The sequence below is a fragment of the Occultella glacieicola genome (genome assembly GCF_004353825.1).
GTDB classification, from domain to species: domain Bacteria; phylum Actinomycetota; class Actinomycetes; order Actinomycetales; family Beutenbergiaceae; genus Occultella; species Occultella glacieicola.
Genome location: NZ_SMNA01000012.1, coordinates 133,377 through 158,915, shown reverse-complemented (window position 1 = coordinate 158,915; position 25,539 = coordinate 133,377). Strand labels below are relative to the sequence as shown.

The 25,539-nt window shown below is 67.9% G+C and carries 18 protein-coding genes; 15 read left to right on the top strand and 3 right to left on the bottom strand.

The window, feature by feature from the left end; all coding sequences use genetic code 11:
• Positions 1–392 precede the first annotated feature (392 nt).
• The gene (locus tag EXU48_RS20735; RefSeq protein WP_133109590.1) at positions 393–1,100 is read right to left on the bottom strand and encodes a hypothetical protein; all 708 of its coding nucleotides are present in this window, start codon (positions 1,098–1,100) and stop codon (positions 393–395) included.
• Between the two features lie 470 nt (positions 1,101–1,570).
• Here EXU48_RS20735 and EXU48_RS20730 point away from each other — a divergent pair, with 470 nt between their 5' ends.
• The 4 genes from EXU48_RS20730 to EXU48_RS24635 all read left to right on the top strand — a co-directional run bounded on the left by EXU48_RS20730 (position 1,571) and on the right by EXU48_RS24635 (position 5,558).
• Positions 1,571–2,794 (top strand): adenine-specific methyltransferase EcoRI family protein, encoded by a 1,224-nt coding sequence (locus EXU48_RS20730; protein ID WP_133109589.1) that lies wholly within the window; start codon positions 1,571–1,573, stop codon positions 2,792–2,794.
• Complete coding sequence (locus tag EXU48_RS20725; RefSeq protein ID WP_133109588.1) at positions 2,791–3,957, top strand: GmrSD restriction endonuclease domain-containing protein; 1,167 nt, start codon at positions 2,791–2,793, stop codon at positions 3,955–3,957. Before EXU48_RS20730 ends, EXU48_RS20725 begins: the two co-directional genes overlap by 4 nt.
• Positions 3,958–4,023: 66 nt before the next feature.
• Positions 4,024–5,223 (top strand): hypothetical protein, encoded by a 1,200-nt coding sequence (locus EXU48_RS20720; protein WP_133109587.1) that lies wholly within the window; start codon positions 4,024–4,026, stop codon positions 5,221–5,223.
• A 188-nt stretch (positions 5,224–5,411) separates the two neighbouring features.
• Positions 5,412–5,558, top strand: coding sequence for a hypothetical protein (locus EXU48_RS24635; RefSeq protein ID WP_165962931.1), 147 nt, complete (start codon positions 5,412–5,414; stop codon positions 5,556–5,558).
• A 435-nt stretch (positions 5,559–5,993) separates the two neighbouring features.
• Here EXU48_RS24635 and EXU48_RS20715 read toward each other — a convergent pair whose 3' ends face one another.
• Together EXU48_RS20715 and EXU48_RS20710 are read right to left on the bottom strand one after the other, a co-directional pair.
• Positions 5,994–6,497: a hypothetical protein gene (locus EXU48_RS20715; protein ID WP_133109586.1), complete on the bottom strand. Its 504-nt coding sequence runs from the start codon at positions 6,495–6,497 to the stop codon at positions 5,994–5,996.
• A 480-nt stretch (positions 6,498–6,977) separates the two neighbouring features.
• A complete protein-coding gene (locus EXU48_RS20710; protein ID WP_133109585.1) occupies positions 6,978–8,015 on the bottom strand; it encodes a hypothetical protein in 1,038 nt (345 codons plus the stop codon).
• A 246-nt stretch (positions 8,016–8,261) separates the two neighbouring features.
• Here EXU48_RS20710 and EXU48_RS20705 point away from each other — a divergent pair, with 246 nt between their 5' ends.
• The 11 genes from EXU48_RS20705 (at position 8,262) to EXU48_RS20655 (ending at position 25,538) form a co-directional block, all read left to right on the top strand.
• The gene (locus EXU48_RS20705; protein WP_207947851.1) at positions 8,262–9,494 is read left to right on the top strand and encodes an ROK family transcriptional regulator; all 1,233 of its coding nucleotides are present in this window, start codon (positions 8,262–8,264) and stop codon (positions 9,492–9,494) included.
• Positions 9,487–11,919 carry a glycoside hydrolase family 97 catalytic domain-containing protein gene (locus EXU48_RS20700; protein WP_133109584.1) on the top strand — a complete coding sequence of 811 codons (2,433 nt, stop codon included), beginning with the start codon at positions 9,487–9,489 and terminating at the stop codon, positions 11,917–11,919. The genes EXU48_RS20705 and EXU48_RS20700 overlap by 8 nt, the downstream gene beginning before the upstream one ends.
• Before the next feature lie 19 nt (positions 11,920–11,938).
• A complete protein-coding gene (locus tag EXU48_RS20695; protein ID WP_133109583.1) occupies positions 11,939–13,222 on the top strand; it encodes an ABC transporter substrate-binding protein in 1,284 nt (427 codons plus the stop codon).
• A gap of 8 nt (positions 13,223–13,230) precedes the next feature.
• Complete coding sequence (locus tag EXU48_RS20690) at positions 13,231–14,148, top strand: carbohydrate ABC transporter permease (protein ID WP_133109582.1); 918 nt, start codon at positions 13,231–13,233, stop codon at positions 14,146–14,148.
• Between the two features lie 4 nt (positions 14,149–14,152).
• Entirely contained in the window at positions 14,153–14,992 is an 840-nt protein-coding gene (locus EXU48_RS20685) for a carbohydrate ABC transporter permease (RefSeq protein WP_235857171.1), read from the top strand.
• Positions 14,993–15,027: 35 nt separating this feature from the next.
• Complete coding sequence (locus tag EXU48_RS20680) at positions 15,028–17,169, top strand: alpha-galactosidase (RefSeq protein ID WP_328591663.1); 2,142 nt, start codon at positions 15,028–15,030, stop codon at positions 17,167–17,169.
• Positions 17,170–17,299: 130 nt separating this feature from the next.
• On the top strand, positions 17,300–18,304 hold the full coding sequence (locus EXU48_RS20675; RefSeq protein WP_133109580.1) for a LacI family DNA-binding transcriptional regulator: 1,005 nt from the start codon (positions 17,300–17,302) through the stop codon (positions 18,302–18,304).
• Positions 18,305–18,610: 306 nt separating this feature from the next.
• Complete coding sequence (locus EXU48_RS20670) at positions 18,611–22,336, top strand: CBM96 family carbohydrate-binding protein (RefSeq protein WP_133109579.1); 3,726 nt, start codon at positions 18,611–18,613, stop codon at positions 22,334–22,336.
• 653 nt (positions 22,337–22,989) lie between these two features.
• A complete protein-coding gene (locus tag EXU48_RS20665) occupies positions 22,990–23,523 on the top strand; it encodes an NADPH-dependent FMN reductase (RefSeq protein WP_207947850.1) in 534 nt (177 codons plus the stop codon).
• 33 nt (positions 23,524–23,556) lie between these two features.
• Complete coding sequence (locus EXU48_RS20660) at positions 23,557–24,081, top strand: flavin reductase family protein (RefSeq protein WP_235857170.1); 525 nt, start codon at positions 23,557–23,559, stop codon at positions 24,079–24,081.
• A 143-nt stretch (positions 24,082–24,224) separates the two neighbouring features.
• Positions 24,225–25,538, top strand: coding sequence for an NtaA/DmoA family FMN-dependent monooxygenase (locus EXU48_RS20655; protein WP_165962929.1), 1,314 nt, complete (start codon positions 24,225–24,227; stop codon positions 25,536–25,538).
• The last annotated feature ends 1 nt before the right edge of the window (position 25,539 follow it).

Here is a 25,539-nt window from a genome sequence, read left to right as displayed (position 1 = left end):
GCGACGCGGACAACGTCGTCACGAAACTCACTCGGGTAGGGCTTTGGCACAGCAACATCCTTCCAGGCCGCCCTCCCGGGCAAGCCAGATCAGATGCCACCTACCCGTGCAGCAGTCCCGTCCATCACCTGCAGCAGCTCGTCGAGATTCACCCCATCAGTCTCCCAGCAACCCTCGTCCGGTGATGCAAGTGAGCGTCGATCTAGCACTGACAGGTCCGAGCAGTGGGTGGGGCGGCCGGCTGCCCCGCGGGGCTTGTTGGCGGCACCTGCTTGCGGCGTCCGGGGTCGGCGCCGACCGCTGCGTCCTTCGTGGCCGACCGGCACGGCTACTCATCCCTCCGAATACGTGTCCCGCACCCGCAGAGCGGGCCGCTACGGTACGGCCAACCGTCAGGGAACGACGAGGAGACTCGCGACTGTCGCCAGTTCATCGTGCAGCACGGCGATTCTCGGGCGATAGCTGCTGATTGAAAGAAGATAGCGCCGCCATCCGTCCACACTGAGCCGGCGAGCCCCCGTCACTCGGAGGCCCACAGGCACCGTGCTCTTCCTCAGCTCATCGTTTGCTCGCTTGAGTGCGGACTCTGACTGGTGCGCGAGCGCGTTGCGAATGAGTCGAGTGGCGAGCACAGGTTTGAATTGAAAGGAGGAGATTCCAGTGAGCGCCGTCCGGTAAGGGTCGGCGAGCCACCGGCGAGCGAACTGATCTAGATCGCCGTGTTCACGGATCACGATGTTGTTTTCGTTGGGGTCCAATAGCTGACGAACCAGGTTCAGACTGAAATGAGACTGCGTAATGAGGGTCGCTGCGAGGTGTGAGCGAGGGACACGAAGCTCCTCCTCCGCATGCTCTTGCAAGCGGGTTGCGAGTTGGCTCACGGCCCGCGATGCATCCTTGTTCACTGCGGCGACCAGCCACCGTGAGAGGAACGACTCCCACGAGACAGCTAGCGAGAGGAAGGCATCAGAAGCTGCTCGACGGCGGAGGCTGAGCGACTGCGCCGCAAGCGCTGCGTCGATCGTCTCCCAGTCCGTGAGTGCGCCGGCTGTCGCCGTGGTGAAGCCCGCAACTACATCGTTGGGCGACGCCTTTCTCATGCTGCGACTCTATCGGTTTGACCGGCGTTGCGCCGGGGGAAGGGGGCGAGCGCGCACCTCGCAGCGTGACGGATTCGATGCGAGTGATGTCGGCTGGGGACGCCATAGGTACCTGCTGCGCACGGGTCGCGGCCGCGGACGGCGACCGGTCGCTCTCGACGCCTCTGACGAGCTACTACGTGGAGGCGGGAACCCCACCGCGCCAATGGCTCTGGTCTGGCGTCGCCTCACTTCGAGGGCAGGGAGTCAGGCTGCAAAGACGACACGGCCACGCAAGCCGACGAAGTCTCAGTTGGAGGCCAAGGTCCGCGAGCTGGAGGCGGAGATCGAGCGGCTGCGGAAGGACTGAGCAAGCGGCATGCCAGCCGCGCGATCGACCCTGGTGCCCTAAGCCTGTCGGCCCTCGCCGATAGCATGCGCTTGAAGATGTGCCCCCGACCTGGTGGCGCACCGGGTCTCAAGGGGAGAACATGGCGGCTGTAGGGCACAGGGCTTCCAGTCTGAACGCGGCCAAGGCCGCGAAGAATGACGAGTTCTACACCCAGTGGGCCGACGTCGAGCGGGAGATGAACGCCTACCTCGAGTACGACCCTGACGTGTTCCGCGGCAAGGTGCTCTTGCTCCCTTGCGACGATCCGGAGTGGAGCAACTTTGCCAAGTTCTTCGCGCTGCACTTCGTGGACTACGGCCTGAAGAAACTCATCTCGACGTCCTACGCGCCGGACAGCAACCCCGCGACGTTCAGTTACGAGCCAACCCTGTTCGAGCTGAACGACCCACAGTTTGACGAGACCAAGAGCCACACCAACGGCAAGAAGTTCGTGCTCGCACTGGAGGACATCAACGGGGACGGCGTCGTCAACATCGACGACCTCCAGTGGGAGTACCTCGATGGCGATGGAGACTTCCGAAGCGCCGAGATCACGGCTCTGCGCGATGAGGCGGACATCATCATCACCAACCCGCCGTTCAGTCTGTTCCGAGAGTTTCTCGCCTGGCTCGTGGCCGGCGACAAACAGTTCTCGATGATCGGAAACGAGAACGCCATCTCCTACAAGCAGGTCTTCAGTCTCATCAAGTCGAACAAGCTCTGGAAGGGTGCCACGGCTAACAGCACCGACATGGTCTTCGGAGTCCCGAAGGGCGCTGACGTGAAGGAAGCCGACCGTCTGAAAGCGGCGAGATTGGGCTACCCGTCAACGGATGAGCATGACTTTACCCGTCTCGGGAACTCCTGCTGGTTCACGAACATCGAGCACGGTCGGCGACATGAACCCATGCAGTTGATGACCATGCAAGACAACCTGCGGTACAACAAGAAATTCATCAACACCCTCGACGGAGGCAGCGAGTACCAGCGGTTCGACAACTTCGATGCGATCGAGATCCCGTACGCGGACGCGATCCCGTCCGACTACGACGGTGTCATGGGCGTTCCGATCACCTGGTTGGCGAAGTACAACCCGGATCAGTTCGAGATTCTCGGGACCGATGAGTGGGACTACGCGCCGACGAAGTCCTACAAAGCCAAGCGCAAAGTTGTGGACGGTGCACCGGTCAAGTCGAACACCGGCTCCAAGGGTGTCTACGTCCGGGTCGAGGAGTTCGGACCCGGCACCTACTTCGATGTCGGCTACCCCGTCAAGCGCATCTACAAGCGCATCTTCATCCGTCACAGGAAGGACGCCTCGTGAAGACCGATCTCAGGCACTACACCGTCGAGGAAGTCCTCACCGGTTTCGTCTACAACGAGCTCGAGGGCAAGGGGCTGTTCGGCTTGGCCGGCAAGCTCGTCATCCAGCCCGAGTACCAGCGGCACTACATATACGGCGACGGCAAGAAGGACGTGGCCGTCATCGACTCTCTGCTCAAGGGCTACCCGCTCGGGCTGATCTACTTCAACGTCGACGGCAACAAGCTCGAGGTGCTCGACGGCCAGCAGCGCATCACCAGCGTCGGGCGCTTCGTCACCGGGAAGTTCGCGATCAAGGTCGACGGCAAGGAGCAGACGTTCTCGTCGCTCCCGCTCGAGTCCCAGGAGCTCATCAAGCAGAGTGACCTGCTGGTGTATGAGTGCCAGGGGACTGAGAAGGAGATCAAGGAGTGGTTCGAGACCATCAACATCACCGGTGTTCCGCTGAATACGCAGGAGCTACTGAACGCCATCTACTCAGGACCGTTCGTCACCAAGGCGAAGGCCGAGTACTCGAACTCGATCAACGCCAACATGCAGAAGTGGTCGGCGTATGTCAAGGGTGACCCCAAGCGGCAGGAAATCTTGGCCGTCGCTCTGAGTTGGGTTGCTGCTCCGTACGGCGACAAGGTCGCCGGCTACCTCGCGAAGCATCGCCAGGACGCGGACATCAACGAGCTCAAGACCTACTTCACCACGGTAATTGACTGGGTCAGCAGTGTCTTCACGCGCCCGCCGGACTCGGAGATGCGAGGTCTCGAGTGGGGTCGCCTGTACGAGGAGCACCACTCAAAGTCCTACGACGCAGCTGCGATCGACCAGGCCGTCGAGGAGCTCCGTGGCGATCCAGCGGTGGAGAGCAACAAGGGCATCTACGAGTACCTGCTGGGTGGCAAGACCAACACACAATTACTCAAGGTGCGCCTGTTCGACACAGCCACCAGGAACGCCGCCTACAAGCGACAGACCACCAAGGCCAAGGCCGACGGCGTGTCCAACTGCCCGCTCTGCGCCGTTGGCACCAACGCGAACAAGTCCTACATCTACAAGCTCGCGGAGATGGAAGCCGACCATGTCAGTGCCTGGTCGAAGGGCGGGGCGACAACCCTCGAGAACTGCGAGATGCTCTGCATCACGCACAACCGCTCCAAGGGCAACAGGTAGTGCTGTGGCGGATCGATTCATCCAACGACGTCTCTCGATCGTCTCAGTCGAAAGCAGGCTTAGCTGATGGCTAGGGGCGCTGAGCGCTACCGCGCACACAAGGTCTGGGAGACCCTTCGGCTCAAGAGGGAATCACTCCACGCCGCTCGCTTCGATGACAAAACCCTGGAGCAATGGCGCGTGGACGTCGTCGAGTGGCTCGACGAGGCGGTCAAGACAAAGTTGGCCCAGCAACCAGCTCTGTATCTGAGCGCACTCGATGGGCTCGGCGACGCTCTCAACCAGCTGCCCGTCGATGGCAACACCTTCAATCAGTACATCGCCCAAGCCCGTAACGGTCAGGGAGTGAAGCTCCTTGAGACTGCACTTAGGGCTCTACCTCTACCTCCGCCCAAGAATCTCGCTGCGGGCTACGTCGAGCTGCTCGACAAGGAGATCGAGGTGCGCACCAAGCGTCTCGACGAACTCCACGAACACGTTGCGGCAACCGAGCAGGGTCTGCAGCAACGGCTGGACGAGCTGACAAGGGTATCGGCAGAGGTCGAGAAATTGCGCGGCGAGATTCAAGCTCAACGCGAGGCGATCATGGCCGTCAGCGATGCCGCCCAAGCCACGATCGATGAGAACTGGTCAGAAGCGCTGAGTGAGTGGAAGAAGGATCGCAAGGAAACTGACGCGACCCACGACACCCAAGCGCTGGCCAGCATAGCCACGCTGGCTGCGACGACGAAGGCCGGCGAGGCTCTGGCTGAGCACGCTGCTGGTGACTTGAGCGCCGCAGATTGGTACGGCCGTGCTTCACGTGAGCGCAAGAACGCGCTGTGGATGCGTGCCGGGGCACTTGTAGCGTTCCTCTTCGCCGGGGCCGTCGGCTACTACATCGTCGATCAGGCGATCGTCAAGAACTTCGATATCAGCGTCGGCGGCGGCATTCTGCGCGCAGCCGTAGCCGTCGTGATCGGCACGTTCGGGGCGCTGTTGCTTCGTGAATCCAGCCGACACTTCCGTGAGGCCGACACCGCAGAAGATGTTGCACTCTCGCTCAAGGCCCTGGCTCCCTTCTACGCCAACTCCGAAGACGACATTCGGCTAGCAGCGCGCGTTCAACTCGGTGAAGCCGTCCTCGTCAAGAACGTCCTCTCAAGGTTCTCCCACCGCGACGCTGCAAAACATGCTGGAGAGGTCAACACCGAGGAGCTTCCCACCCTCGTCAAGGAGGCCACGAAGGCTCTGAGGTTGACCGAGAGTCCTGCGAACAAGCCGTAGTTACTCAGTCCCATTGTCTCGCCCCGGGTCTGATGGAGGCTGTGAATCCCAGGGAGGATGAGAGTCATGGTGGCACCGAGGAAGTACCCGCCGGAGTTGCGGGAGCGAGCGGTTCGGCTCGCTGCTGGCTGACTTCACGGCCGTGTGATCGGCGCGACGGCGCGGCTGGCGGTGCAGACCGGCGCGTTGTGCTGATCGGCGCCGCGGGCCCGGAAGTGGAGCTCGTCGTTGTTCTCGCGCCGATCATGGGCGTCCAGAACCTCGGCGTGTCGCTGCTCATGCGGCTCTGTTCGCGGGCAGATGGCCAGTCGTGCGCGCGGCGTGGCGTGGGCTGAGCGGCCGCACGCCCGGGGTCCACCTGGGCCGCCGGGGTGGGCGTGGGTGTTCGTCGGCGGAGTGCTCGCCGGCGACGTGGCTCCGTGGGAGAACCCGCTCTCGCCGCAAGAGACACGAGGCCGAACTTCACGACTGTGGACTTCGAGTCCGCCGACTCCATGTGTGCCTCCGTGCCAGATCGGGCTGGTCAAGATCGTCGACGAGTGGTCTCACCCTCGTCCGGCCCGAGAAGTCCCACTGTTACTTCAGTTCGTCGGTCCGCGTGGCGGCGCTGGCTCGTCGCGTCGGTGCCCGTCAACCACCGATCGGGACGCTGGCGGAGTGACGCGCCTCGCGGTTCGCGAGCGTGCTCATACACCCTAGGTGTGCGGCGGGCACTGAACCGCGCGGCGGGTGGTACCCGCCCTAGGATTCGGTGTGCTGCTGGCCGGGCGTCACCCATCCCAGCGGCTCGGGTCGTGCTCCCGGATCGTCGAGTGGCGCGGGATGCGCCACGCCGAGTCGTCCGGGAACGACGGGCGTGCGGCCGCGGCGGCCGTGTGGATGAGCACCTGGACCTCGGGGCGAGGCCGGATGCTGTCGAGGTGCCGATTGAGGGCAGCCTGGTCGTAGCTCTTGCGGGGGTGGTTGTCTAGCACCAGGGCGTAGGCCAAGGGCGATGGCGCACCGGGGAAGGCCGCCTCGTACTCGTCGAGCAGCATGGCTAGCTTCCAGACGTCTTGGGCGACTTCCCGGTGGTCCAGGCCCTCGCCCTGTGTGGCGGATACCTTGAGTTCGCAGATGACTTCGAGGTCGCGCAGCAGCGAGAGTCCGGTGGCGTCGGGGGATCGGACCAGTGGGCTGCCGTAGTGCGGCATGTACACGCCGGGCTCGCGTTGGACCACGGCATCGAGGCGCACGTGGTTACCGGCGAGTTGGATGCGCCACGGGCTCGGCATGAACGTGGCGATCCGGATGGTGGGTTCGCGTGCGACCCGGTCGATGCCGAACTGGGAAATGAGATAGTGGGCAAGCCAGGCCTGATAGGTGGGCTCGGGTGCGAGTTAGCGACTGCAGGTGACGGCGAACACGTCCCATGCGGCTTCGAACTTCACCCGGACCTCTTCGCTGTGGCGCGGCGGGATCCACCGGTGCGGTTGGCTCACGCTCTGCCTCCGTACGGGTCCGTGGTTGTTCAGATCAACCTAGCGACCCTCCGTCGTGTGGGTCTGCTGTGCGAAGGGGTGAGTCTGCGGGTCAGGCTGCCCGAGTCAGATTGGCGCCGGTGCCGATGGTCTGATCCTCGCCGTTGTACCGCTCGTGCTTCTTCACGTTGACCCGGTCGATCACCACCTCGGCGCAATCCTCGTGATCGGTGACGCTCGAGGCCCACCAGGTGACCACAGGGGGCCGGGCGGGCGTGGCCGCGGCGCGCGGCCTCAGCCCGACGTCGTTTTCGGTTTGGGGCCGGCGTTACGCAGTGAGCCGAGCCGGTTGAACGCGTCGAACCAGAACGGCGCACCGAGGGTGGCGGCCGCGGCGGTGAGCGCCAGACCGAGCACCTTCAGCAGCCATTCGGACCACCTGTCCGGGGTGGTCGTCTCGGTCCACCCGAGCGGGAGTCCGTGGGAGGCACCGAGTTCGGTCAGCGTCGTCGTGACGCACTCGCGGGTCTCTTCGAAGGACTCGTCCTGTTCGCAGAGGGTCTCGTTGGCGGCCGCGGCCACGACGGCCGCGCGCAGCGGCGCGTCCTCGTAGAGGGAGCGGCCGATCGCGATCGCATCGATCCCAGCGAGCCCGACCAGGACGACGGCGATGGCGGCCAGCCACCGCTTCGACCAGCGCTTGTAGGAGCCGCTGATCCGGTCCATCTGGTCGTCGTACCACTGCTCGAGCCCGGACATGAAGGACTTCACGTCGTCCTCGGTCCGCTTGAGGATGCTGACCAGGGCACCCTTGAACGGCGTGGCGTCGTCGAGACCGGACACCGCGTTCCGGATGTGGGTGAGGGTGGTCTTGCCGGTCGTGTTCGGTACGATCGTGTCGAGCAGGGCGGCCGCGAACGCCCGGGCCGGCAGGTAGCTCGGGTTCCGCGTCTTCTGCGAGGTGGATCGGGCCTCCTTGAACGGCCGGATCAGGGGATGCCCCATCAGGACCGTGGTCCAGGGTCCGGGCGGGGCGTCGGAATGCGGCGGAGTCGCGGGCGGGACGGCGGTTGTGGCGTCGGCGGCCAGGGCCCGGTTGTACAGGTTCTGCTCGGCGCTCACGGACGCCAGCGCGGCGCTCGGTGAAACGACACCCGGTGCGGTCTCGGCGGTCGCCGGGTCGTCGAGCAGTTCCCGAAGGCCGCGGAGCAGGTACTTGGCCCGCTTCTTCATCGCGTTGGCGATCGCCTCGGTGATCGCGCTGCAGAGCAGGGCCATGAAATAGAAGACGAGGGCGAGACCGATAGCGGTCTCGATGACGACGGAGAGCATGGCAACCTCCCACATGGTCCCCGGGCGCCGGTGCCCGGTGGCAGCAGAGATTACTCGTCGCGTGAGGCCCGCGTGGCGGGTTCGTCGCATCGTGATCTGCCGCTACACGAAACGCGAGAACCGGCTACCGGGCGGGCGTGGTCGTCCTCGACGACCGCCCGGCTTCGCGCGGCCTCACCGTGGCTGGCTAGGATCGGGTCCAGAAAGATACTTGACACAGGTAACTAAGTGCGAGACGGTTCCCTCGTGCCACTACAACGACGTGGCCCCATCGAGGGCACACCCGCCGAAGCCGCGGTCCTATCCACCGTGTTCGCCGAGCAGCCGATCGCTCGGACGGACATCGCGCGGCGCATCGGCCTGTCCTCGGCGGCGGTCACGCGCGCCACCCAGCCGCTCCTGGACGCCGGGTGCCTCGAGTACAACGAGGCGCATGCCACCGACGCAGCGGGCGACGAGGCGACGAGCCGGATGGGGCGGCCGCGGCGGCCGGTGCGGATCGCCGTCGACTACACCGGCACGTTCGGGGTCAAGCTCACGCACGAGGAGGTTGTGGGGGTGCTCGTCGACTTCGGCGGGCGGATCCGCGGCCAGGAGCAACGGACTCTGGTCGGCACCGACGTGGACGCCGCGATCGAGACCGTGGTCGAGATCATCACGACCCTGGACAAGCAGGCCCGCAAGCTCGGGTTCACCCACCCGGCAGATCACGTCGGGCTGAGCGTCTCCGGGGACGTCGACCACGCGACCGGCCGGGTCCGGTACTCACCGTTCCTGGATTGGCGCGACGTGGACCTCGGCGCCCGCGTCTCGCAGGCGACCGGCAAGCACGTCGTGGTCGAGAACGACGTGAAGGCCCTGGCCACCGCCGAGCAGTGGTTCGGCTACGCACGCGGCCTCGACGACTTCGCCCTGGTCACCATCGGCACCGGCATCGGGTCCGCACTGGTGGTCGATGGCGCCCTGATCCGCGGCGCCCACTCGGTGGCCGGGGAGATCGGGCACCTGCCGGTCGGCGACCCGAGCGTGCTCTGCCGGTGCGGCGGGCACGGGTGTGTCGAGGCGGAGGCGTCCACCGCTGCGCTGCTGAGTCGCTGCCGTGAGGTCGCGGGGGAGCCGGAGTTGAGCCTTCGTGACGCCGTCGAGCGCGCCCGGTCCGGGGACGCCGCGATCGCGGCGGTGTTCGTGCGGGCCGGCCACCTGATCGGGCTCGCCATCGCCTCGGTCGCCAACATCATCGGACCAGCGCAGGTGATCGTCTCGGGGGAGGGGCTCACCACCTACGACTTCATCGAGTCCGCGATCCGGGACTCCTTCGCCGAGCAGACCTTCGGCGCCGCGCGGCAGACCCAGCTGCACCTGCAGCCGCTGCCGCTGGCGGAGTGGGCGCGGGGTGCCGCCGCGGTCGCGATCGAGGAGTTCGCGTTCCCGAGCCGGCTCGCCTCGGGCCGCCGGGTCTTCGGAGGTTCCCATGTCTGAGCCGACCTGGACCGCACAGTTCGATGCCTGCGGCATCGAGGCGAGCCTGCACGACGGCGCAATCCACCTGAGCCTGTGGCGTCACCAACTGCGGCTCTCCTCCGCGACGCCGCTGCGGTTGCGGACCGTGGACGGGACCGACCTGCTCGCCGGGCTCACGGCAACCTCCGCCGCTGATCGGGATGTCTTCGAGGCCTACGACCTGGCCGTCGGTAAGCGCGTCGGCCGCCACGAGGTCCGGCACGCCGAGCAGCGGGTCACGTTCACGAACGCCCGCGGCGCGGACGTCACGTTGGTGCTCCGGGCGGCGGCCGACGGCGTGGCGTTCCGGATCATCCTGGACGGCGCCGCCGGGGAGGTGGTCGAGGGCGCCGACCTCACGCTCGATCTTCCGCACGACGCGCCGCTGTGGCCGCTGAACTACACCTCCTGGTACGAGGAACCCCGGTTCGCCTCTTCGGTCGCCGACCTGCCCGACGGTGACTACGGGCTCCCACTGCTGGCACAGGTGCTGCCGGGCGACGACGAGAGCTACGTGCTGATCGCCGAGTCCGACATCGACGGCGGCTACGGCGGCTCCCTGCTACGGCACGCGGGCGGCTCGTTCTCGTTCACACTTGCGGACCCGGTGACCCTCGACGAGGGCGGCACCGCCGTCCCGTGGCGGGTGTTCCACCTCGGCAGCCTGGCCACCATCGTCGCGTCCCACTTGGTCGACGACCTGGCGCGACCGGCGCAGGCGCCGATCCCGGCGTGGGTTCGCCCAGGGCGGGCGGCGTGGTCCTGGTGGTCCGACTTCTACTCCGGCGCCCAACTGGACGCGCAACTGCGTCTCGTCGACTACGCCGCCGCGCACGGGTGGGAGCACGTCCTGGTCGACTGCGGCTGGGACCGCACCTGGATGCCCGAACTCGCCGCCGCCGCCGGCGCGCGCGGGATCGGGATCTTCGTGTGGGTCAGCTGGGACTGGCTCGACATCCACAGCGACATCGCGGAGTGGGCGTCCTGGGGCGTGGCCGGCGTGAAGGTCGACTTCATGGAGTCCGAGGCGCAGGAGCGCTACCGCTGGTACGACGAGGTGATCGCCGAGGCGGCCCGGGTCGGCCTGATGCTGAACTTCCACGGTTCGGTGATCCCGCGCGGCTGGGCCAGGACCCACCCGCACGTGGTCACCTACGAGGCGGTCCGGGGCGCCGAGTATTACGTGTTCTACGGCGACTCGCTGCCACCGGCGCACAACACGATCGTCCCGTTCACCCGCAACGTGATCGGCTCGGCGGACTACACCCCGGTGACCTTCTCCACGCCGGCTCGGGTCACGTCCGACGCGCACGAACTCGCGCTCGCGATCGTGCTCGAGTCCGGGATCACCCACTTCGCCGACGAGATCGATCAGTACCGAGCCCGGCCAATCGCCGAGCAGGTGCTCGACGCGGTCGCAGCCGTCTGGGACGAGACGCGACTCGTTGGCGGCCGGCCAGGGGAGTGGGTGGCGATCGCCCGACGCTTCGGCGAGGACTGGTTCGTCGGCGTGCTGAACGCGGGCCCGCCGCGCACCGTCGACCTCGATCTCACCGGACTCGACGACCAGCCGTTCCGCCTCGTCACCGACGCCGGCGACGCCGGGTTGGCCGAGGCGACCCACCAGGGCGGCGACCGCCCGCTGCGGCTCGACCTGCGCGAGAACGGAGGCGCGGTGCTCTACCCGGCCAGCCCCCGCCGTCGGGCATCGACTTACGGCGCGGCACCGACCCTCGAACGCGACCTCATCATGGCCAACCCGGGCGACGCCGTCGAGATCGGCGCCGACGGCCCTGGAGACCTCGACCTGGTCACGCCGCCGGGCTGGCCGCAGCCGCACGCCGATGGCACCGGGCGCTGGACCGTCACCGTCCCGGGCGACCTCGGCCCGGCGCAGGTGGGCGTGCTGACCCTGCGGGACGGCGCCCGACCGGTCGCCCACGTGCGCGTGGTGACCCATCCGGACGTGGGCGCCACCGACCTCGTGGACTGCCGCCCGATCGCGGCCGCGAACGGGTTCGGGCCGGTGGAGCGGGACATGTCCAACGGGCCCGGCAACCCCAAGGACGGCGCTCCCATGACCGTGGCCGGCGCCATCTACGAGCGCGGCCTCGGGGTCTGCTCCCCGGCCGAGGTCACCTACGCGATCGGCGGGCTCGCAGGCGAGTTCAGCTGCCTCGTCGGGATCGACGACGAGACCCCCGGGCACGTCGCCACGGTGACGGTGCGCGGCGACGACGAGGTGCTCGCCCGGCTCGAGCTCACCTCGGGCGAGCCCGCGCAGGAGGTCCGGGTCGGCGTCGAGGGCCGCGTGCGGCTCTCCCTGACCGTGGCCGACCCGAGCGGCGCCGCCCCGGACGCGCGCCCGCATATCGACTGGATCAACCCCCAACTACACCGATGACCCACCGGAAGGACACACGATGAAGTGGAAAGCACTCACCCTGAGCGGAGCCCTGGCGGTCGGCCTGCTCGCGGGCTGCACGAGTCCCGATGCCGGCGGCGATGACGCCGGCTCGGGTGACGGTGAGCAGATCGAGCTCGACTTCGCGATCTTCTCACCCGATCAGGAACCGGCGATCCAGGCCGTGGTCGACGCGTTCGAGGACGAGAACCCGAACATCACGGTCAACCTGCAGGTGATCCCGTGGGTCGACTACTGGAACACCCTGCTGACCACCTCGGCCGGCGGCACCGGGCCGGACGTCGCCTGGATGCTGGGCGCGAAGCTCGGGCCCTACCTCGAGGGCGGCGCGCTGCTGCCGCTCGACGACACGATCGCCGACGCCGGCATCGACGTCGCCGGGTACCCCGAGCCGCTCGTGGCGCTCTACCAGCGCGATGACGTCACCTACGCCCTGCCCAAGGACTTCGACACGATCGGCCTCTGGTACAACAAGGCCCTCTTCGACGAGGCCGGCCTTGAGTACCCGAACCCGGACTGGACCTGGGACGACGTCATCTCCAACGCCCAGGCGCTCACCGACCCGGCCGCGGACGTCTACGGCATCGGCGCACCGCTGGACCCGCAGGCCACCTACTACAACACCATCTACCAGGCCGGCGGTGAGGTGATCTCGGCCGACGGCACCACCTCCGGGTACGACGACCCGGCGTCGATCGAGGGCATCGCCTACTGGACCGACATGATCAACGAATACGGCGTGTCCCCGGACCTGCAGTCCTTCGCGGACACCGAGTCGGTCGCGCAGTTCATGTCCGGGCGTCTGGCGATGCTGTACACCGGCTCGTTCTACGCGGTCCGGTTCGCCAGCGACGAGTACGCCTCGGCGAACTTCGACGTCACCGAGTTGCCGGCCGGCCCGGTCTCCGACGTCACCGTCATCAACGGGCTCGGCAACGTGGCGTTCGCGGGCTCGGAGCACCCGGAGGAGGCGGCCCAGCTGGCCGTGTTCCTGTCCTCGCCCGAGGCGTCCCAGATCCAGAGCGACAGCGGCGCCGTGATCGGCTCCTACCAGGACACCCAGCAGGCCTGGGTGGACGCCTTCCCGCAGTTCAACGTGCAGGTGTTCCTGGACATGGTGGACTCCTCCGTGGTGTTCCCGACCTCGAACAACACCGAGGCCTGGGCCAGCCGCGAGTCCGAGCTGCTCACACCGGCGTGGACCGGTGAGCAGACGGTCGAGGAGGCTGCCGGGAACCTCGCCGACGCGATGAACGAGGCCCTCGCCGCGGAGCAGGGCTGACCTTGGCGATGAGCGCGATACGCACTCCCGGAGGGTCGCCGGTCCGCCGGCGGCCCTCCGGGGACGGCCGGTGGGCCGCGATCCTGCTGGCGGTACCCCTGCTCGGGCTCGTGGTGTTCTACCTCTGGCCGCTCCTGCGCACGATCATCCTGTCCGTCTCCACCGGCAACCCGTTCCTCGGGTATGAGATCACCGGCTTCGACAACTGGGTGCAGGTGCTGACCGGGGACGAGCTGCCCCGGGCGCTGCTGAACACGCTCGTCTACGCGGCCGTGGTGCTGCTCGGGGTGCCGTTGGCGATGATCACGGCCGTGCTGCTGCACCAGCGGGGGCTGCGTTTTCGCGGGCTGTACCGCGTGCTCTACTTCCTGCCCGTGGTCACCATGCCGGCCGCCGTCGCCATGGTCTGGCGTTACATCTACAACGGTGACTTTGGGCTGCTCAACGAGGTCTTCGCGGCCGTGGGACTGCCGACCACGGCGTGGGTCGCCGACCCGAGGACCGCTCTGTTCGCGGTCGCGGTGGTCGGGATCTGGATGGGGCTGGGGACGAACCTGATCATCCTCGCCGCGGGGCTCGAGGCGATCCCGGACAGCGTCACCGAGGCCGCAATGCTCGACGGCGCAGGTCCGGTTCGTAGGTTCGCGTCCATTACCGCTCCGCTGCTGTCGCCGTCGGTCTTCCTCGTGAGCGTGCTGTCGGTGATCGGGTCGTTGCAGATGTTCGACCTGCTCTTCGTGATGCTCGGCCGAACCAACCCGGCGCTCGCCGACTCCAAGACCATCGTGTACCTGTTCTACGAGGAGGCGTTCGTGCGCAGCGACCGGCCGCTCGGCGCGGTGATCGCGATCGTCACGCTGGTGGTGACGCTGATCGTGACCGCGATCCAGTTCCGGCTGCAGCGGCGGTGGGTGCACTATGCCTGAGGGTGTGGGACGCGGGGCAACCCGGGCGCCGTTGCGAGTGGGCCGCGCTGTCAGTTACGTGGTCCTCACCGTCGGTGCCCTGCTGATGGTGGCGCCGTTCCTGTGGCAGTTCCTGACGTCGGTGAAGTCGCTGCGGGAATCGACCGTGGCGCCGCCGGTGATCTGGCCGAGCACCTGGCACTGGGAGAACTACGCGCGCATCTTCGACGTGCTGCCGGTGGAGACGATGGCGGTGAACAGCGTGCTCGCGCTGATCCTGCGGGTCACCGGGCAGGTCCTCGTCGCCTCGCTCGCCGCGTACTGCTTCGCCCGGCTCCGGTTCCCGTTCCAGCGAGCCCTGCTGACCCTGTTCCTGGCCACGCTGATGGTTCCGCCGCAGTTGTTCATCATTCCGCAGTACGAGGTGATCCGGGACCTGGGCTGGCTCAACACGATCCAGGCGCTCGCCGTCCCCGGGATCTTCTCCTCGTTCGGGATGTTCATCCTGTACCAGTTCATGCGGGCGCTGCCGGTCGAGCTGGACGAGGCGGCCCGGCTGGACGGTGCGAACCCGTGGCAGATCTACCGGCGGGTGATCCTGCCGCTGTGCCTGCCGGCCCTGGCGGCCGTGGTGATCATGACCTCCCTGTTCTCCTGGAACGACCTGCTCTGGCCGCTGGTCATCAACACCGACCCGAGCCGGATGACGCTCCCGGTGGGCCTGGCCACGCTGCAGGGCGCCCAGGGCACCGACTACCCGGTGCTGATGGCCGGGTCCCTGCTCGCGATCCTGCCCATGGTGGTGATCTTCGTGCTGCTGCAGAAGCAGTTCATCCGCGGGATCGCCATGTCCGGGTCCAAGTAACCACCACCCTCCTACTCACCTACCTGAGGAACGCCGTGACGAGACAAGCCATGCCGATCGAGCACCTGCGCCGGGGCGGGACCAGCGTGGTCCTGAACCTGGACGGCGGGCGGCTGCCCCGCATCCTGCACTGGGGCACCGACCTCGGGGACCTCACCTCGGCCGCCCTGGAAGCGTTCGCGGGCGCGGTCGAGCCGACGGTCGGGGACAGCGCGGTGACCTACCCGCAGCCGGTGCCGGTCCTGCCCGCGCTCGCGGAGGGGTGGCTCGGGCGGCCGGGGATCGTCGGGAGCCGGGGCGGACGGGCGTTCGCGCCGCTGTTCTCCGGCTCTCGGTCCACGGTGGAGGACCACGACGGGACCCTTCGGGTCCGGACGACCGCCACCGACGCGGTCTCGGAGCTCGACATCCTCGTCACGATCGAACTGGGACCCAGCGGGTTGCTCCGGGCCGCGGCGGAACTGACCAACACCGGCGCCGACGCCTACCGGCTGGACGCACTGGAGATGGCGCTGCCGCTGCCGTCCGAGGCCGCGGAGATCCTCGACCTCACCGGCCGGTGGGCCCTCGAGCGGGTGCCGCAGCGGCATCCGCTGCGGGTCGGCTCGTGGGTCCGGGAGAGCCGCGGCGGCAAGCCCGGGCTCGACCACTCCACCATGCTCACCGTCGGGGAGCCGTCCTTGGGGTTCCGCAAGGGCCGGGTCTGGGGCGTCCACCTCGGCTGGAGCGGCAACCAGGTGCTCGCCGCCGAACTCGTGCCGGCGGGGACCCGGTTCCTGCGCGCCGGCGAGTTGCTCCTGCCCGACGAGGTGGTGCTGACCCCGGGGCAGACCCACCAGTCCCCGTGGGTCTACGGCTCCTGGGGCGAGGGCCTCGACGAACTGGCCTCGCGGGTGCACCGGCACCTGCGGGCCCGCCCCACCCACCCGCGGTCCCCGCGCCCGGTGGTGCTGAACACCTGGGAGGCGGTCTACTTCGACCACGACCCCCAGCGGCTGATCGCCCTCGCGGAACAGGGCGCGGACCTGGGCATCGAGCGGTTCGTGGTGGACGACGGTTGGTTCTTGAACCGGCGCGACGACACCCGCGGTCTCGGTGACTGGCTCGTGGACCCTGCGGTCTGGCCCGAGGGCCTGGACGCGCTCGCGGCGCGGGTACACGAGCTGGGCATGGAGTTCGGGCTCTGGGTCGAGCCCGAGATGGTCAACCTCGACTCCGACCTCGCCCGCGAACATCCCGACTGGGTCTTCGACGGCGGCCACGGCACCGGGCTGCCCTCCCGGCACCAGCACGGTCTGGACCTGACCCACGAAGCCGCCTACGCCCTGGCCCTCGAGCGGATCTCGACGCTCGTGGAACGCCTCGGCATCGACTTCCTGAAATGGGACCACAACCGCTACCTCACCGACGCCGGCCACTCCTCGAACGGCCACGCGGCGGTGCGCGCCCAGACCCTGCAGGCCTACCGGATGATGGCCGAGCTGAGGGACCTGCACCCCGGTCTGGAGATCGAGTCCTGCGCCAGCGGCGGCGGCCGGATCGACCTCGGCGTGCTGGAGCACACCGACCGGGTCTGGCCGAGCGACTGCAACGACCCCCACGACCGGGTCGACATTCAGCGGTGGACCGGCCTGCTCGTGCCACCCGAGCTCCAGGGCACCCACATCGGCGCCATGGAGTCCCACACCACCCACCGGGTCGCCCCCCTGGACTTTCGCGCGGCGACCGCGTTCTGGGGGCATTTCGGTATCGAGCTCGACCTCGCCACGCTCAACCCGGACGAGACCGAGGCAGTCCGCGCCTGGGTCCAGCAGCACCGGGCCGTGCGCGACCTGCTGCACAGCGGCGACGTGGTCCACGCGGACACCCAGCCCGCGGTCCGGCTCGAAGGGGTGGTGGGCGCCGATCGACGGTCCGCGCTGTTCCAGTTCGTGGTGCTGGACCGGCCCGCGGTGTGGCCGCCGGAGCGGCTGCGCTTTCCGGGTCTCGACCCGGACCGGACCTATCGGGTCTCGGAGTTCGTACCCGGGGCGTCGGTGCCGGAGGGGCAGCGCCCACCGTGGCTCTCGGCCGGGGTCAGCCTGCCGGGGCGGGTTCTCGCCGAGGCAGGGCTGGAAGCGCCGTCACTGGACGTCGACCGCTCCGTGCTGCTGCGACTCGACGCGGCCGGGAGTTGAGGCGGCGACCAGACCCGGCCGCGTCCGTTCGGCGCCACCGTGATTGCGGGTCAGCCACAAACGGCGACGCCAGTTCCGGGTAGCACCGAGGCCGTGCCGAACCGCCGCCCACGCCGCCTACGATTGCCGGATGGCGAACCAAAAGGAGATCGCACGCCGAGCCGGCGTCTCGGTGTCCGTCGTGTCCGCCGTCGTCAACGGTACGTCGCACACCCGCATGAGCGACGAGACCCGGGCGAAGGTCGAGGCGGTGATCGCCGCGGTTGGGTACGTGCCCAACGACGCGGCGCGGGCGCTGCGGCTGCAGCGGTCGGGCACGATCGCCGTCGTCCTGGACAAGCTCGACAATCCGGTCTACCACGAGCTGATCCACGGTCTCTACGAGGCGGCCGAGGAACGCGGCTGGGCCGTGGTGCTCGGTGACACCAACTGGATGAGGTCGGGCAGCCAGTTCCTGGCCAGGCTGCTCGGACTGGGGTCGATCGACGGCATCGTGCTGCGCCAGGAGCACCTCATCGACGAGCGGGTGATGGCGATGCTCACCCAGCGCCGCACGCCGGTGGTCCTGCTCGGGGGGCGCGACGAGCCCGAGGGCCGTTGGCTCTCGATCGACGACTTCGAGGCGGGGAGGGTCGCTGCCGGCCACCTCATCGAACTCGGGCATCGCGACGTCGGCTATGTCGGCGGCCGGTGGGGCATCTCGACCGACGAGCGCTACCGCGGCTACCGCGAGGCCATGGTTGCGGCGGGCCTCCAGCCCCGGCCGCCGCTCAAGTCCGGATACGGTCTGGAGGGCGGTGCGGCGGGCATGGCCGAGTTGCTGGCCGGCCCGCACCTGCCGACCGGTCTCGTCGTCAATAACGTCATGGCGGCGGTCGGGCTGGTCGGGGTCGCGCGAGACGCCGGTATCGCCATGCCCGAACGACTCTCGGTCATCGGCCTCCACGACGCCGACGTGGCTGCGCACGCCCGCCCGAGCCTGACGACCGTGAGGCTTCCGATGGACAGGTTGGGCGCCCTTGCCATCGAGCAGATCGCATTGCTGCTCGACGGCGGGCAGCCGCGCTTCGGGGTCATCCACGACCCCGCTCCCGAGATCATCGTGCGCGGGAGCACCGCTCCACCGTCGCACTGATCCCTGGCTGCGGTTGCCCATGCCGCACCTCGCCTCGACTTGACTAGACGTAACGAAATGTCACGCTGATTGACCTGCCATATATCGGTGGTCTACGGTTTGACGTAACGAGAGGTCATCGAGGATTCGGTCAGCGTTCCGGAAGGACAGAGTTGACTCCCAGCGCCGCCAACCGCCTCAGTGGCGGGTGTGCAGTTCGTGCCCGTGGTCCTCAAGGGCGCCACGATCAGCTGGGAGCCAGCCGCCCGACCAACAGGGCGCGTGCCGCCGGTCCCACGGGAAGGACGACGTCATGAGGAGACACAGATGAGACGGGAGATCGGATGGGTGGCACCCGCCATGGCCTGTGCACTCCTAGCTTCGCTCGCCGGCCCGGCGCAGGCCGAAGGTGGCTTCACGCCGGAGATCCCGGACAGCGTGACTGCGCTCGTCCGCAGCGATCACCCGCGGCTCATCGCTGACGCCGACGGGTTGGACCAGGTGCACGAGTGGATCGCATCCGACCCGGGTGCGGCGGCGCTCGAAGACCGGTTGGTCGCCGACGCCGACGTGATCCTCGACGAGCCGACAACGGAGTACGGCTTCCCGGACGGACGGACCCTGCTGAGGCCGGCGCGGCAGGTGAAGACGCGCCTGTGGACGCTGGCGTTGGCGTACCGGCTGACCGAGAACAGCGTGTACGCCGACCGGGCCGTCGCCGAGCTCGAGGCAGCGGCCGCGTTCCCGGACTGGAACCCGGAGAGCTTTCTCTCGGTAGCCGAGATGCTGAACGGATTCGCCATCGGCTACGACTGGCTGTACGACTACTTGACGGACGAGCAACGGTCGGTCGTCGAGACCGCGATGATCGAGATGGGCCTGCAACCCGCCATGGACGGCTACGAAGCCGGCGACGCGTGGACCACCAGGACGAACAACTGGCAGATCGTCTGTGTGGGCGGCATCGGAATGGCCAGCCTCGCCCTGGCCGACGTAGCGCCGGACCTGACCGAGTCGCTCCTGCAGCTCGGCCTGGAGCACATCGGCCCGGCGATCGACGAGTACGGCCCCGACGGCGGCTACCCCGAAGGGATCATGTACTGGGAGTACGCCACCCAGTTCCTCGTCCACTACGCGGCCAGCCTGGAGTCTGCGGCCGGTACCGACTTCGGCCTCGCCGACGCACCCGGCCTCGCGGACACCGGGGCGTTCAGCATGCAGATGATGGGGACGGCCGGCAAGAGCTTCAACTTCTCCGACGCATCCTCGAGCTACGGCGGACCACCGGAGCTGTACTGGATGGCCGAGCGCTACGGCCGCGGCGAGTACGCCTGGTGGGCTGACGAGGGTCTGGACCGTGCCGATACCGCCGTGGCGATGGTGTGGCACGGCCTCTCCGAGCGCCAGACCCCCGCACAGGCGGGCCTGGAGCTCGACGCCCGCTACGACGACGTCGGCGTCGTGCTCTCCCGATCTGCCTGGGGCACCTCGACCGCCCTGTTCACCGGATTCAGACCCGGATCGAACGGCAACAGCCACGGCGACCTCGACATGGGCACCTTCGTCCTCGACGCCTGGGGCAGGAGGTGGGCCGACGAGCTCGGTACCGACTCCTACGGCCTGCCGGGCTACTTCGGGAGCCAACGCTGGAACTACTACCGCAAGCGTGCCGAGGGGCAGAACACCCTGGTCATCAATCCCGGCAGCGGACCGGACCAGTCGCTGACCGCGAACGGCGAGGTGATCTCACAGGGCTCGTCACCGGAGGCCTCGTTCACCGTCGCGGACCTGAGCGCGGCCTACACCGACCGCGGGGTCGAGTCCTGGCAGCGTGGCGTCGCCATGATCGATGGCCGCTCGCGCGTCGTCGTGCAGGACGAGATGGTGGCGTCCGAACCGGCCGATGCGTGGTGGTTCATGCACACCTCCGCTGACGTCGAGATCGCGGCGGACGGCCGGTCGGCCGTCCTGATGCGCGACGGCCGGAGCCTGCTCGCCAGGATTGCCGACGGGCCCGAGGATGCGATGTTCTCGGTGATGGCGGCGGAGCCATTGCCGACCTCCCCCAACCCGGAGGGTCAAGGAGTCAACGGCCAGTCGAAGCTGACGATCCGGGTGAGCGACTCCACACGCTTCGAGCTGACGGTCGTCTTCGACCCCATCGTCGACGGAGTGCCCGCCCCGAACCTGCCCGAGGTCACCGCGCTGGCGGACTGGACCGCACCTGCCAGCGGCCCGGCCACCCTGGCCGACCTCCGGTTCGACGGTGTCACCGTGCCGGGCTTCAACGCGGACACGCGGACCCTCACCGTCGAGACCGACACGCTGGGCACGATCGAGGCGGTCGCCTCGGAGGCCGGCGACGCCGTCGAGATCCAGATGCCGGAGTCGGTCCCAGGGGTCGCGACGATCTGCGTGGACGACGGGGTCGACGACTGTGCGACCCGGTACCGGGTGTACCTCATCGGCCTGGCCCAGGGGCCGATGACGGGCAGCATCGTGGGGACCAACCCCACCGTGAACGCCATGGACGGCGACCTCGGGACGTTCTGGTCGGCCAACGGGGACGGCCAGTGGCTGCGCGCCAACCTTCCCACGCTCACGGAGGTCTCGGGCGTGCAGGTCGGCTGGAGCCAGGGCGATGCCCGGGTCTACACGTTCGACGTTCAGACGTCGACGGACGCGCAGACGTGGACCACGGTGTGGCAGGGAGCGAGCAGCGGCGCAACGCTGGAGATGGAGGACATCTCCTTCGACGCCGTCACCGCCCGCTACGTGCGCATCGTCACCCATGGCAACTCCGCGAACACCTGGATGAGCCTGACCGAACTGCGGATCGTTACCGCGGACGGCGTGTGGCCGAACGTGACGACAGCGCCCGTGCCGACAGAGTTGACGCTCGACATCGCCACGTCGATGCCGGTGGAGTCGGCGCAGGTCGTGACGGCAGCGGTCGTGCTCAGTGACGGCACGACCACGGACCCCGACGGCCCGGTCGAACTCACCTCCACCGACCCGGCCGTGGTGCAGGTCGTGGACGGCATGCTGGTCGCCCGCTCGACGGGTATCGCCACGATCGTCGCGTGGTGGCGGGCCGCGAGCGGCCTGCTCCTGCACGTATCGGTCCCGATCACCGTCGAGGACCCTGAGCACACGACGCTGCTGGCCACGCAGGATGCCTTCATCCGGGACGGCGCGTACGCGAACTCGACCTATGGCGCGCGAGACACGCTGACGATCAAGGGCGTCCCCGGCGAGGACACCGGATTCACACGGGAAGCCCTCATCGCCTTCGGCCTGCCGGAATCAGAACTGGAGCTCGTGAGCGCCGAACTGGTCCTGACCACCTACGTCGCCGAGGATCGCACGATGGTCGTCGACGTGTTCAGCGCCGAGGCCGGCTGGAACGAGCATGAGGTCGCCTGGAACACTCGGCCCCCGGTCGGCAATCTCATCGGCAGCTTCACGGCCGGTGAGACCAGCGCGCAGGTCAGCGTCCCGGTCACGGAAGCCGTGGCCGCCGCCCTGGACGGTGGGGCTGCCGCCTTCACACTCAGACAGAACGTGAACGACACGCAGGCCTTCGGAGCCACCGTCATGGCTCACGAGGCCGGTGCGGCAGGACCCACGCTGAGGCTGACCTGGGCGCTCCCGCAGGACTGCACCGCGCCGATAGCAGGCGAGGTCTCCGGGCCGCTACGGCTCTCCGGGGACTCGGCCTGCCTGGTCGGCGCAGACGTCACCGGTCCGGTCACCGTCGCGGCCGGCACCGCGCTCTCGATCTCCGACTCGACGATCTCCGGTCCTCTCGTCGCAGCCGACGCGGGGCAGATCAATGTTCAGGACAGCACGGTCACGGGTCCGGTGGACATCTCCCGCGCAGGTGCAGTCTGGTGGGACGACGTGACCGTCGAGGGCCCCGTCTCGCTCAGCTCCGATGACACAGTCGTGCTGATCGGCTCCAGCATCGGTGGTCCGCTGACCTGTGGTACCGGTACTGCTTCGGCGCTGATCGTCACGACGGCCACCGGTCCGATCAGAGACTGCGACTGAGGCTGGCCCCAGAGGCCGAAACTCGCCTCTGAGTCTGCCGGCGTGGCAAGCATCCCTCCGAGAACTGACGTTTGAAACCGGCCGCCAGGCCACGGCCTCGGGAGGAACCGGACGAGCTTGGACCAGTTCGCGGGCGCGGGACTGCTCGGCGCCGAACGGCAGCCAGGTGAACGTGGATGTAGTCATGGCTGCGGGCGCCTTTTCCCATGTTCGGGACGGCGCGACCGCCCGGGTGACCGGTCGCGTTGTTGTGAGAAGACCCAGTTCCGGTAGGTCACGGCAGGCCAAGTCTCCGTTGCCGTCAGCTCGCCACCACCACGCTCGGGGTGGCCATCGCCGTCGCTCGGGCGTCCTGCTCAACCACTCGTGATGATCAGGGCGCTGCCGCAGCGGATGCCACCAGCGACCACGGCGGCGCCCGCGCCGGTTGTCGGATCTGGCCCTGGCGAGCATCGGTAACGGAGCAGCGGGCGCGTCGCACGCCCCTTAACCCAAGCGAAACACGACCCTGTCATGCTGCTCTCGCAGCGTGAGCCGTTGCGGGCACCCAGGGGCCACAAGATCCCCGGGTGCATGGAGAGCCGGTTGCTCCCCGTCCGCGGCGCACGCAACCTGCCTCTCCGAATACTGGCACTCGGCAGACGGAGAAGTAGATGTCCCTGAAAATCACAGTCGTCGTCGGCAACCCCAAGCCGCGCTCACGCACTCGACGCGTGGCTGAGCTGCTCGCAGAGCAACTCGTCCCCTCGGACCGGCAGATCGAGGTCATCGATCTCGCCGACCACATCAATGAGGTATTCGCCTGGCCGTCCGAGCGGATGGCGCACCTCAATGCGACGGTCGCAGTCTCGGATCTGGCGATCTTCGCCTCACCCACCTACAAGGCCACCTACACCGGGCTGCTCAAGGCGTTCCTGGACCGCTACCCGGCCAACGGGCTCGCGGGGGTGACCGCCATCCCGGTCCACACCGGCGCCGACTTCGGTCATGCCATGGGGCCGACCGTCAACCTGGCGCCGCTGCTGGCAGAGCTCGGCGCGATCGTTCCTGGACGCGGCTTCTATGTGGCCCTCAGCCAGATGGATCAACTGGCGGAGGTCGTCGCTGACGCTGCGGCAACCTACGCCGCGAATCTCGCGCGCCTGGCTCGGCTCGCCGAGCACACGTCATCACCGGCTGCCCGCTGATCCGCGACCGAGACCGAGACCCGAGGATTCCTGATGCGACCCATCGATATGACTACCGATACCTTCGGCACGCGCCGGTTCCGCGATGCGCTCGGCCACTACGCTTCCGGCATCACCGTGGTGACCGGGCACGACAGCCGGGAACCGCTGGGGTTCACCTGCCAGTCCTTCTCCAGCGTCTCGCTCGACCCGCCACTGGTCTCGTTCAGCGTGATGAAGACCTCGACCACCTATCCGCGTATCGCGCCGACCGGACGGTTCGCCGTCAACGTCCTCGCGCGCGACCAGATGGACCTCTCCGCGCAGTTCGCACGCAGCGCGACGGACAAGTGGGCCGGCGTCGAATGGAGGCCGTCCGCGGCGGGGGATCCGCTGCTGGGCGGAGCGCTGCTGTGGATCGACTGCGAGCTCTGGGCCGAGCACGACGCCGGCGATCACCTCATCGTGCTCGGACGAGTGGTTGAGCTCGTCGAGCACGAGGGCCCCGCGCAGGAGCCGCTCGTGTTCTTCCGTGGCCGGTACCGGCACCTCGGGGACGCCGCAGACCGGGCGAGCTGACCACCTGGCGAAGTCGTAACAGTGCGGTAATCCGCGGTCACAACGGCGAAACGGCGGGTCACTACTGTCCACTGTCAGTGGACGATCGTCCACTGACAGTGGACAACAGATTCGATTCAGTGTTGCGACACGAGAGGTCTACCGTGAGTTCCTACTCCTTCCACCTCGGCTGGTTCCAGGCCGGCTTCCGCGCACCGGCGTGGAATCGCGAGTGGTCCGGCCACTCGACGCGCGACTGGGCCAAGGGCGACTTCTTCGTCGACCTCGCTCGCGACCTCGAGCGCGGATGCTTCGACTTCATGCTCATCGAGGACTCGAACTACATCCCCGACGACTACGGCAACTCCTACGCCAGTCCGCTCAAGCACGGCCACCGGGCACCGAAGCACGACCCGCTCGCGCTCGCGGCGGTGCTGAGCCAGCACACCTCCAGGCTCGGCATCATCCCCACCGTCGCGACCACGGAGATCAGTCCGTTCCGGCTGGCGCGTGCGATGAGCACGCTCGACCACCTGTCGGCGGGCCGGATCGGCTGGAACATCGTGACCGGCAGCAACGATCGCGCGGCCCAGAACTTCGGCTTCGAGGCGCAGCCGGCCCATGACCAACGCTACGAACTAGCCGATGAGTTCGTCGCCGTCGTGCGCTCGTTGTGGCAGTCCTGGGAGCCCGACGCCGTGCTGCTGGATCAGGACACCGGCGTCTACGTCGATGCCGCGAAGGTGCACACGGTCAATCACCAGGGCACCTACTTCAAGAGCCGCGGACCGCTCAACACCTTGCCGAGCCCGCAGTACGAGCCCGTGCTGGCGCAGGCCGGCAACTCGCCACGGGGACAGCTCTTCGCCGCCCAGCACGCCGAGGTCGTGCTCGCCGGCGGTTCCGACCACACCAAGATGAGGGCCCTCCGTGACAACGTCCGATCCCAGGCCGAACGGCTCGGACGCGACCCGGATAGCGTGAAGGTGTTCTTCCTGATCGATCCCGTCCTCGGCGAGACGGACAATGAGGCCAAGGAGAAGGCCAAGCGCATCCGCGATGCGAATGCGAACGATCTCGAGTACGTGCTGTCCAACTGGTCCTCAACCACGACCACGGACCTGTCGCAGTTCGACCCCGACCAGCGACTGCCCGAGGATCTGAAGACAAACGGCCACCAGAGCCAGCTCGACGGGATGGTCAGTTCCGGCAAGACCCTTCGGCAGCTCGTTCGCGACTCCTACGCGCACGAGGAGAACGGTTTCGTCGGGCGCCCGGACACGGTGGCCGCCCGCATGCAGGACGCGGCGGCCGAGATCGGCGCCGACGGCTTCCTGCTCTCCACGCGGATGCCGACGCGGCGTTACCTGAGCGAGGTCGTCGACGGCCTGGTGCCGGCACTGCAACGGCGTGGTGCCGTCCGTGGCAGCTATCGGCACGAGACCTTCCGCGCGAACCTGCTCGACGGGGCCAGCTGAC

Coding starts and splice junctions, on each gene's coding strand:
- EXU48_RS20675 (WP_133109580.1), top strand. CDS start 17,300: ATGGCGAACCAAAAGGAGATCGCACGCCGAGCCGGCGTCTCGGTGTCC.
- EXU48_RS20660 (WP_235857170.1), top strand. CDS start 23,557: ATGCGACCCATCGATATGACTACCGATACCTTCGGCACGCGCCGGTTC.
- EXU48_RS20735 (WP_133109590.1), bottom strand. CDS start 1,100: ATGAGAAAGGCGTCGCCCAACGATGTAGTTGCGGGCTTCACCACGGCG.
- EXU48_RS20690 (WP_133109582.1), top strand. CDS start 13,231: ATGAGCGCGATACGCACTCCCGGAGGGTCGCCGGTCCGCCGGCGGCCC.
- EXU48_RS20665 (WP_207947850.1), top strand. CDS start 22,990: ATGTCCCTGAAAATCACAGTCGTCGTCGGCAACCCCAAGCCGCGCTCA.
- EXU48_RS20695 (WP_133109583.1), top strand. CDS start 11,939: ATGAAGTGGAAAGCACTCACCCTGAGCGGAGCCCTGGCGGTCGGCCTG.
- EXU48_RS20720 (WP_133109587.1), top strand. CDS start 4,024: ATGGCTAGGGGCGCTGAGCGCTACCGCGCACACAAGGTCTGGGAGACC.
- EXU48_RS20670 (WP_133109579.1), top strand. CDS start 18,611: ATGAGACGGGAGATCGGATGGGTGGCACCCGCCATGGCCTGTGCACTC.
- EXU48_RS20700 (WP_133109584.1), top strand. CDS start 9,487: ATGTCTGAGCCGACCTGGACCGCACAGTTCGATGCCTGCGGCATCGAG.
- EXU48_RS20715 (WP_133109586.1), bottom strand. CDS start 6,497: ATGCCGAGCCCGTGGCGCATCCAACTCGCCGGTAACCACGTGCGCCTC.
- EXU48_RS20730 (WP_133109589.1), top strand. CDS start 1,571: ATGGCGGCTGTAGGGCACAGGGCTTCCAGTCTGAACGCGGCCAAGGCC.
- EXU48_RS20710 (WP_133109585.1), bottom strand. CDS start 8,015: ATGCTCTCCGTCGTCATCGAGACCGCTATCGGTCTCGCCCTCGTCTTC.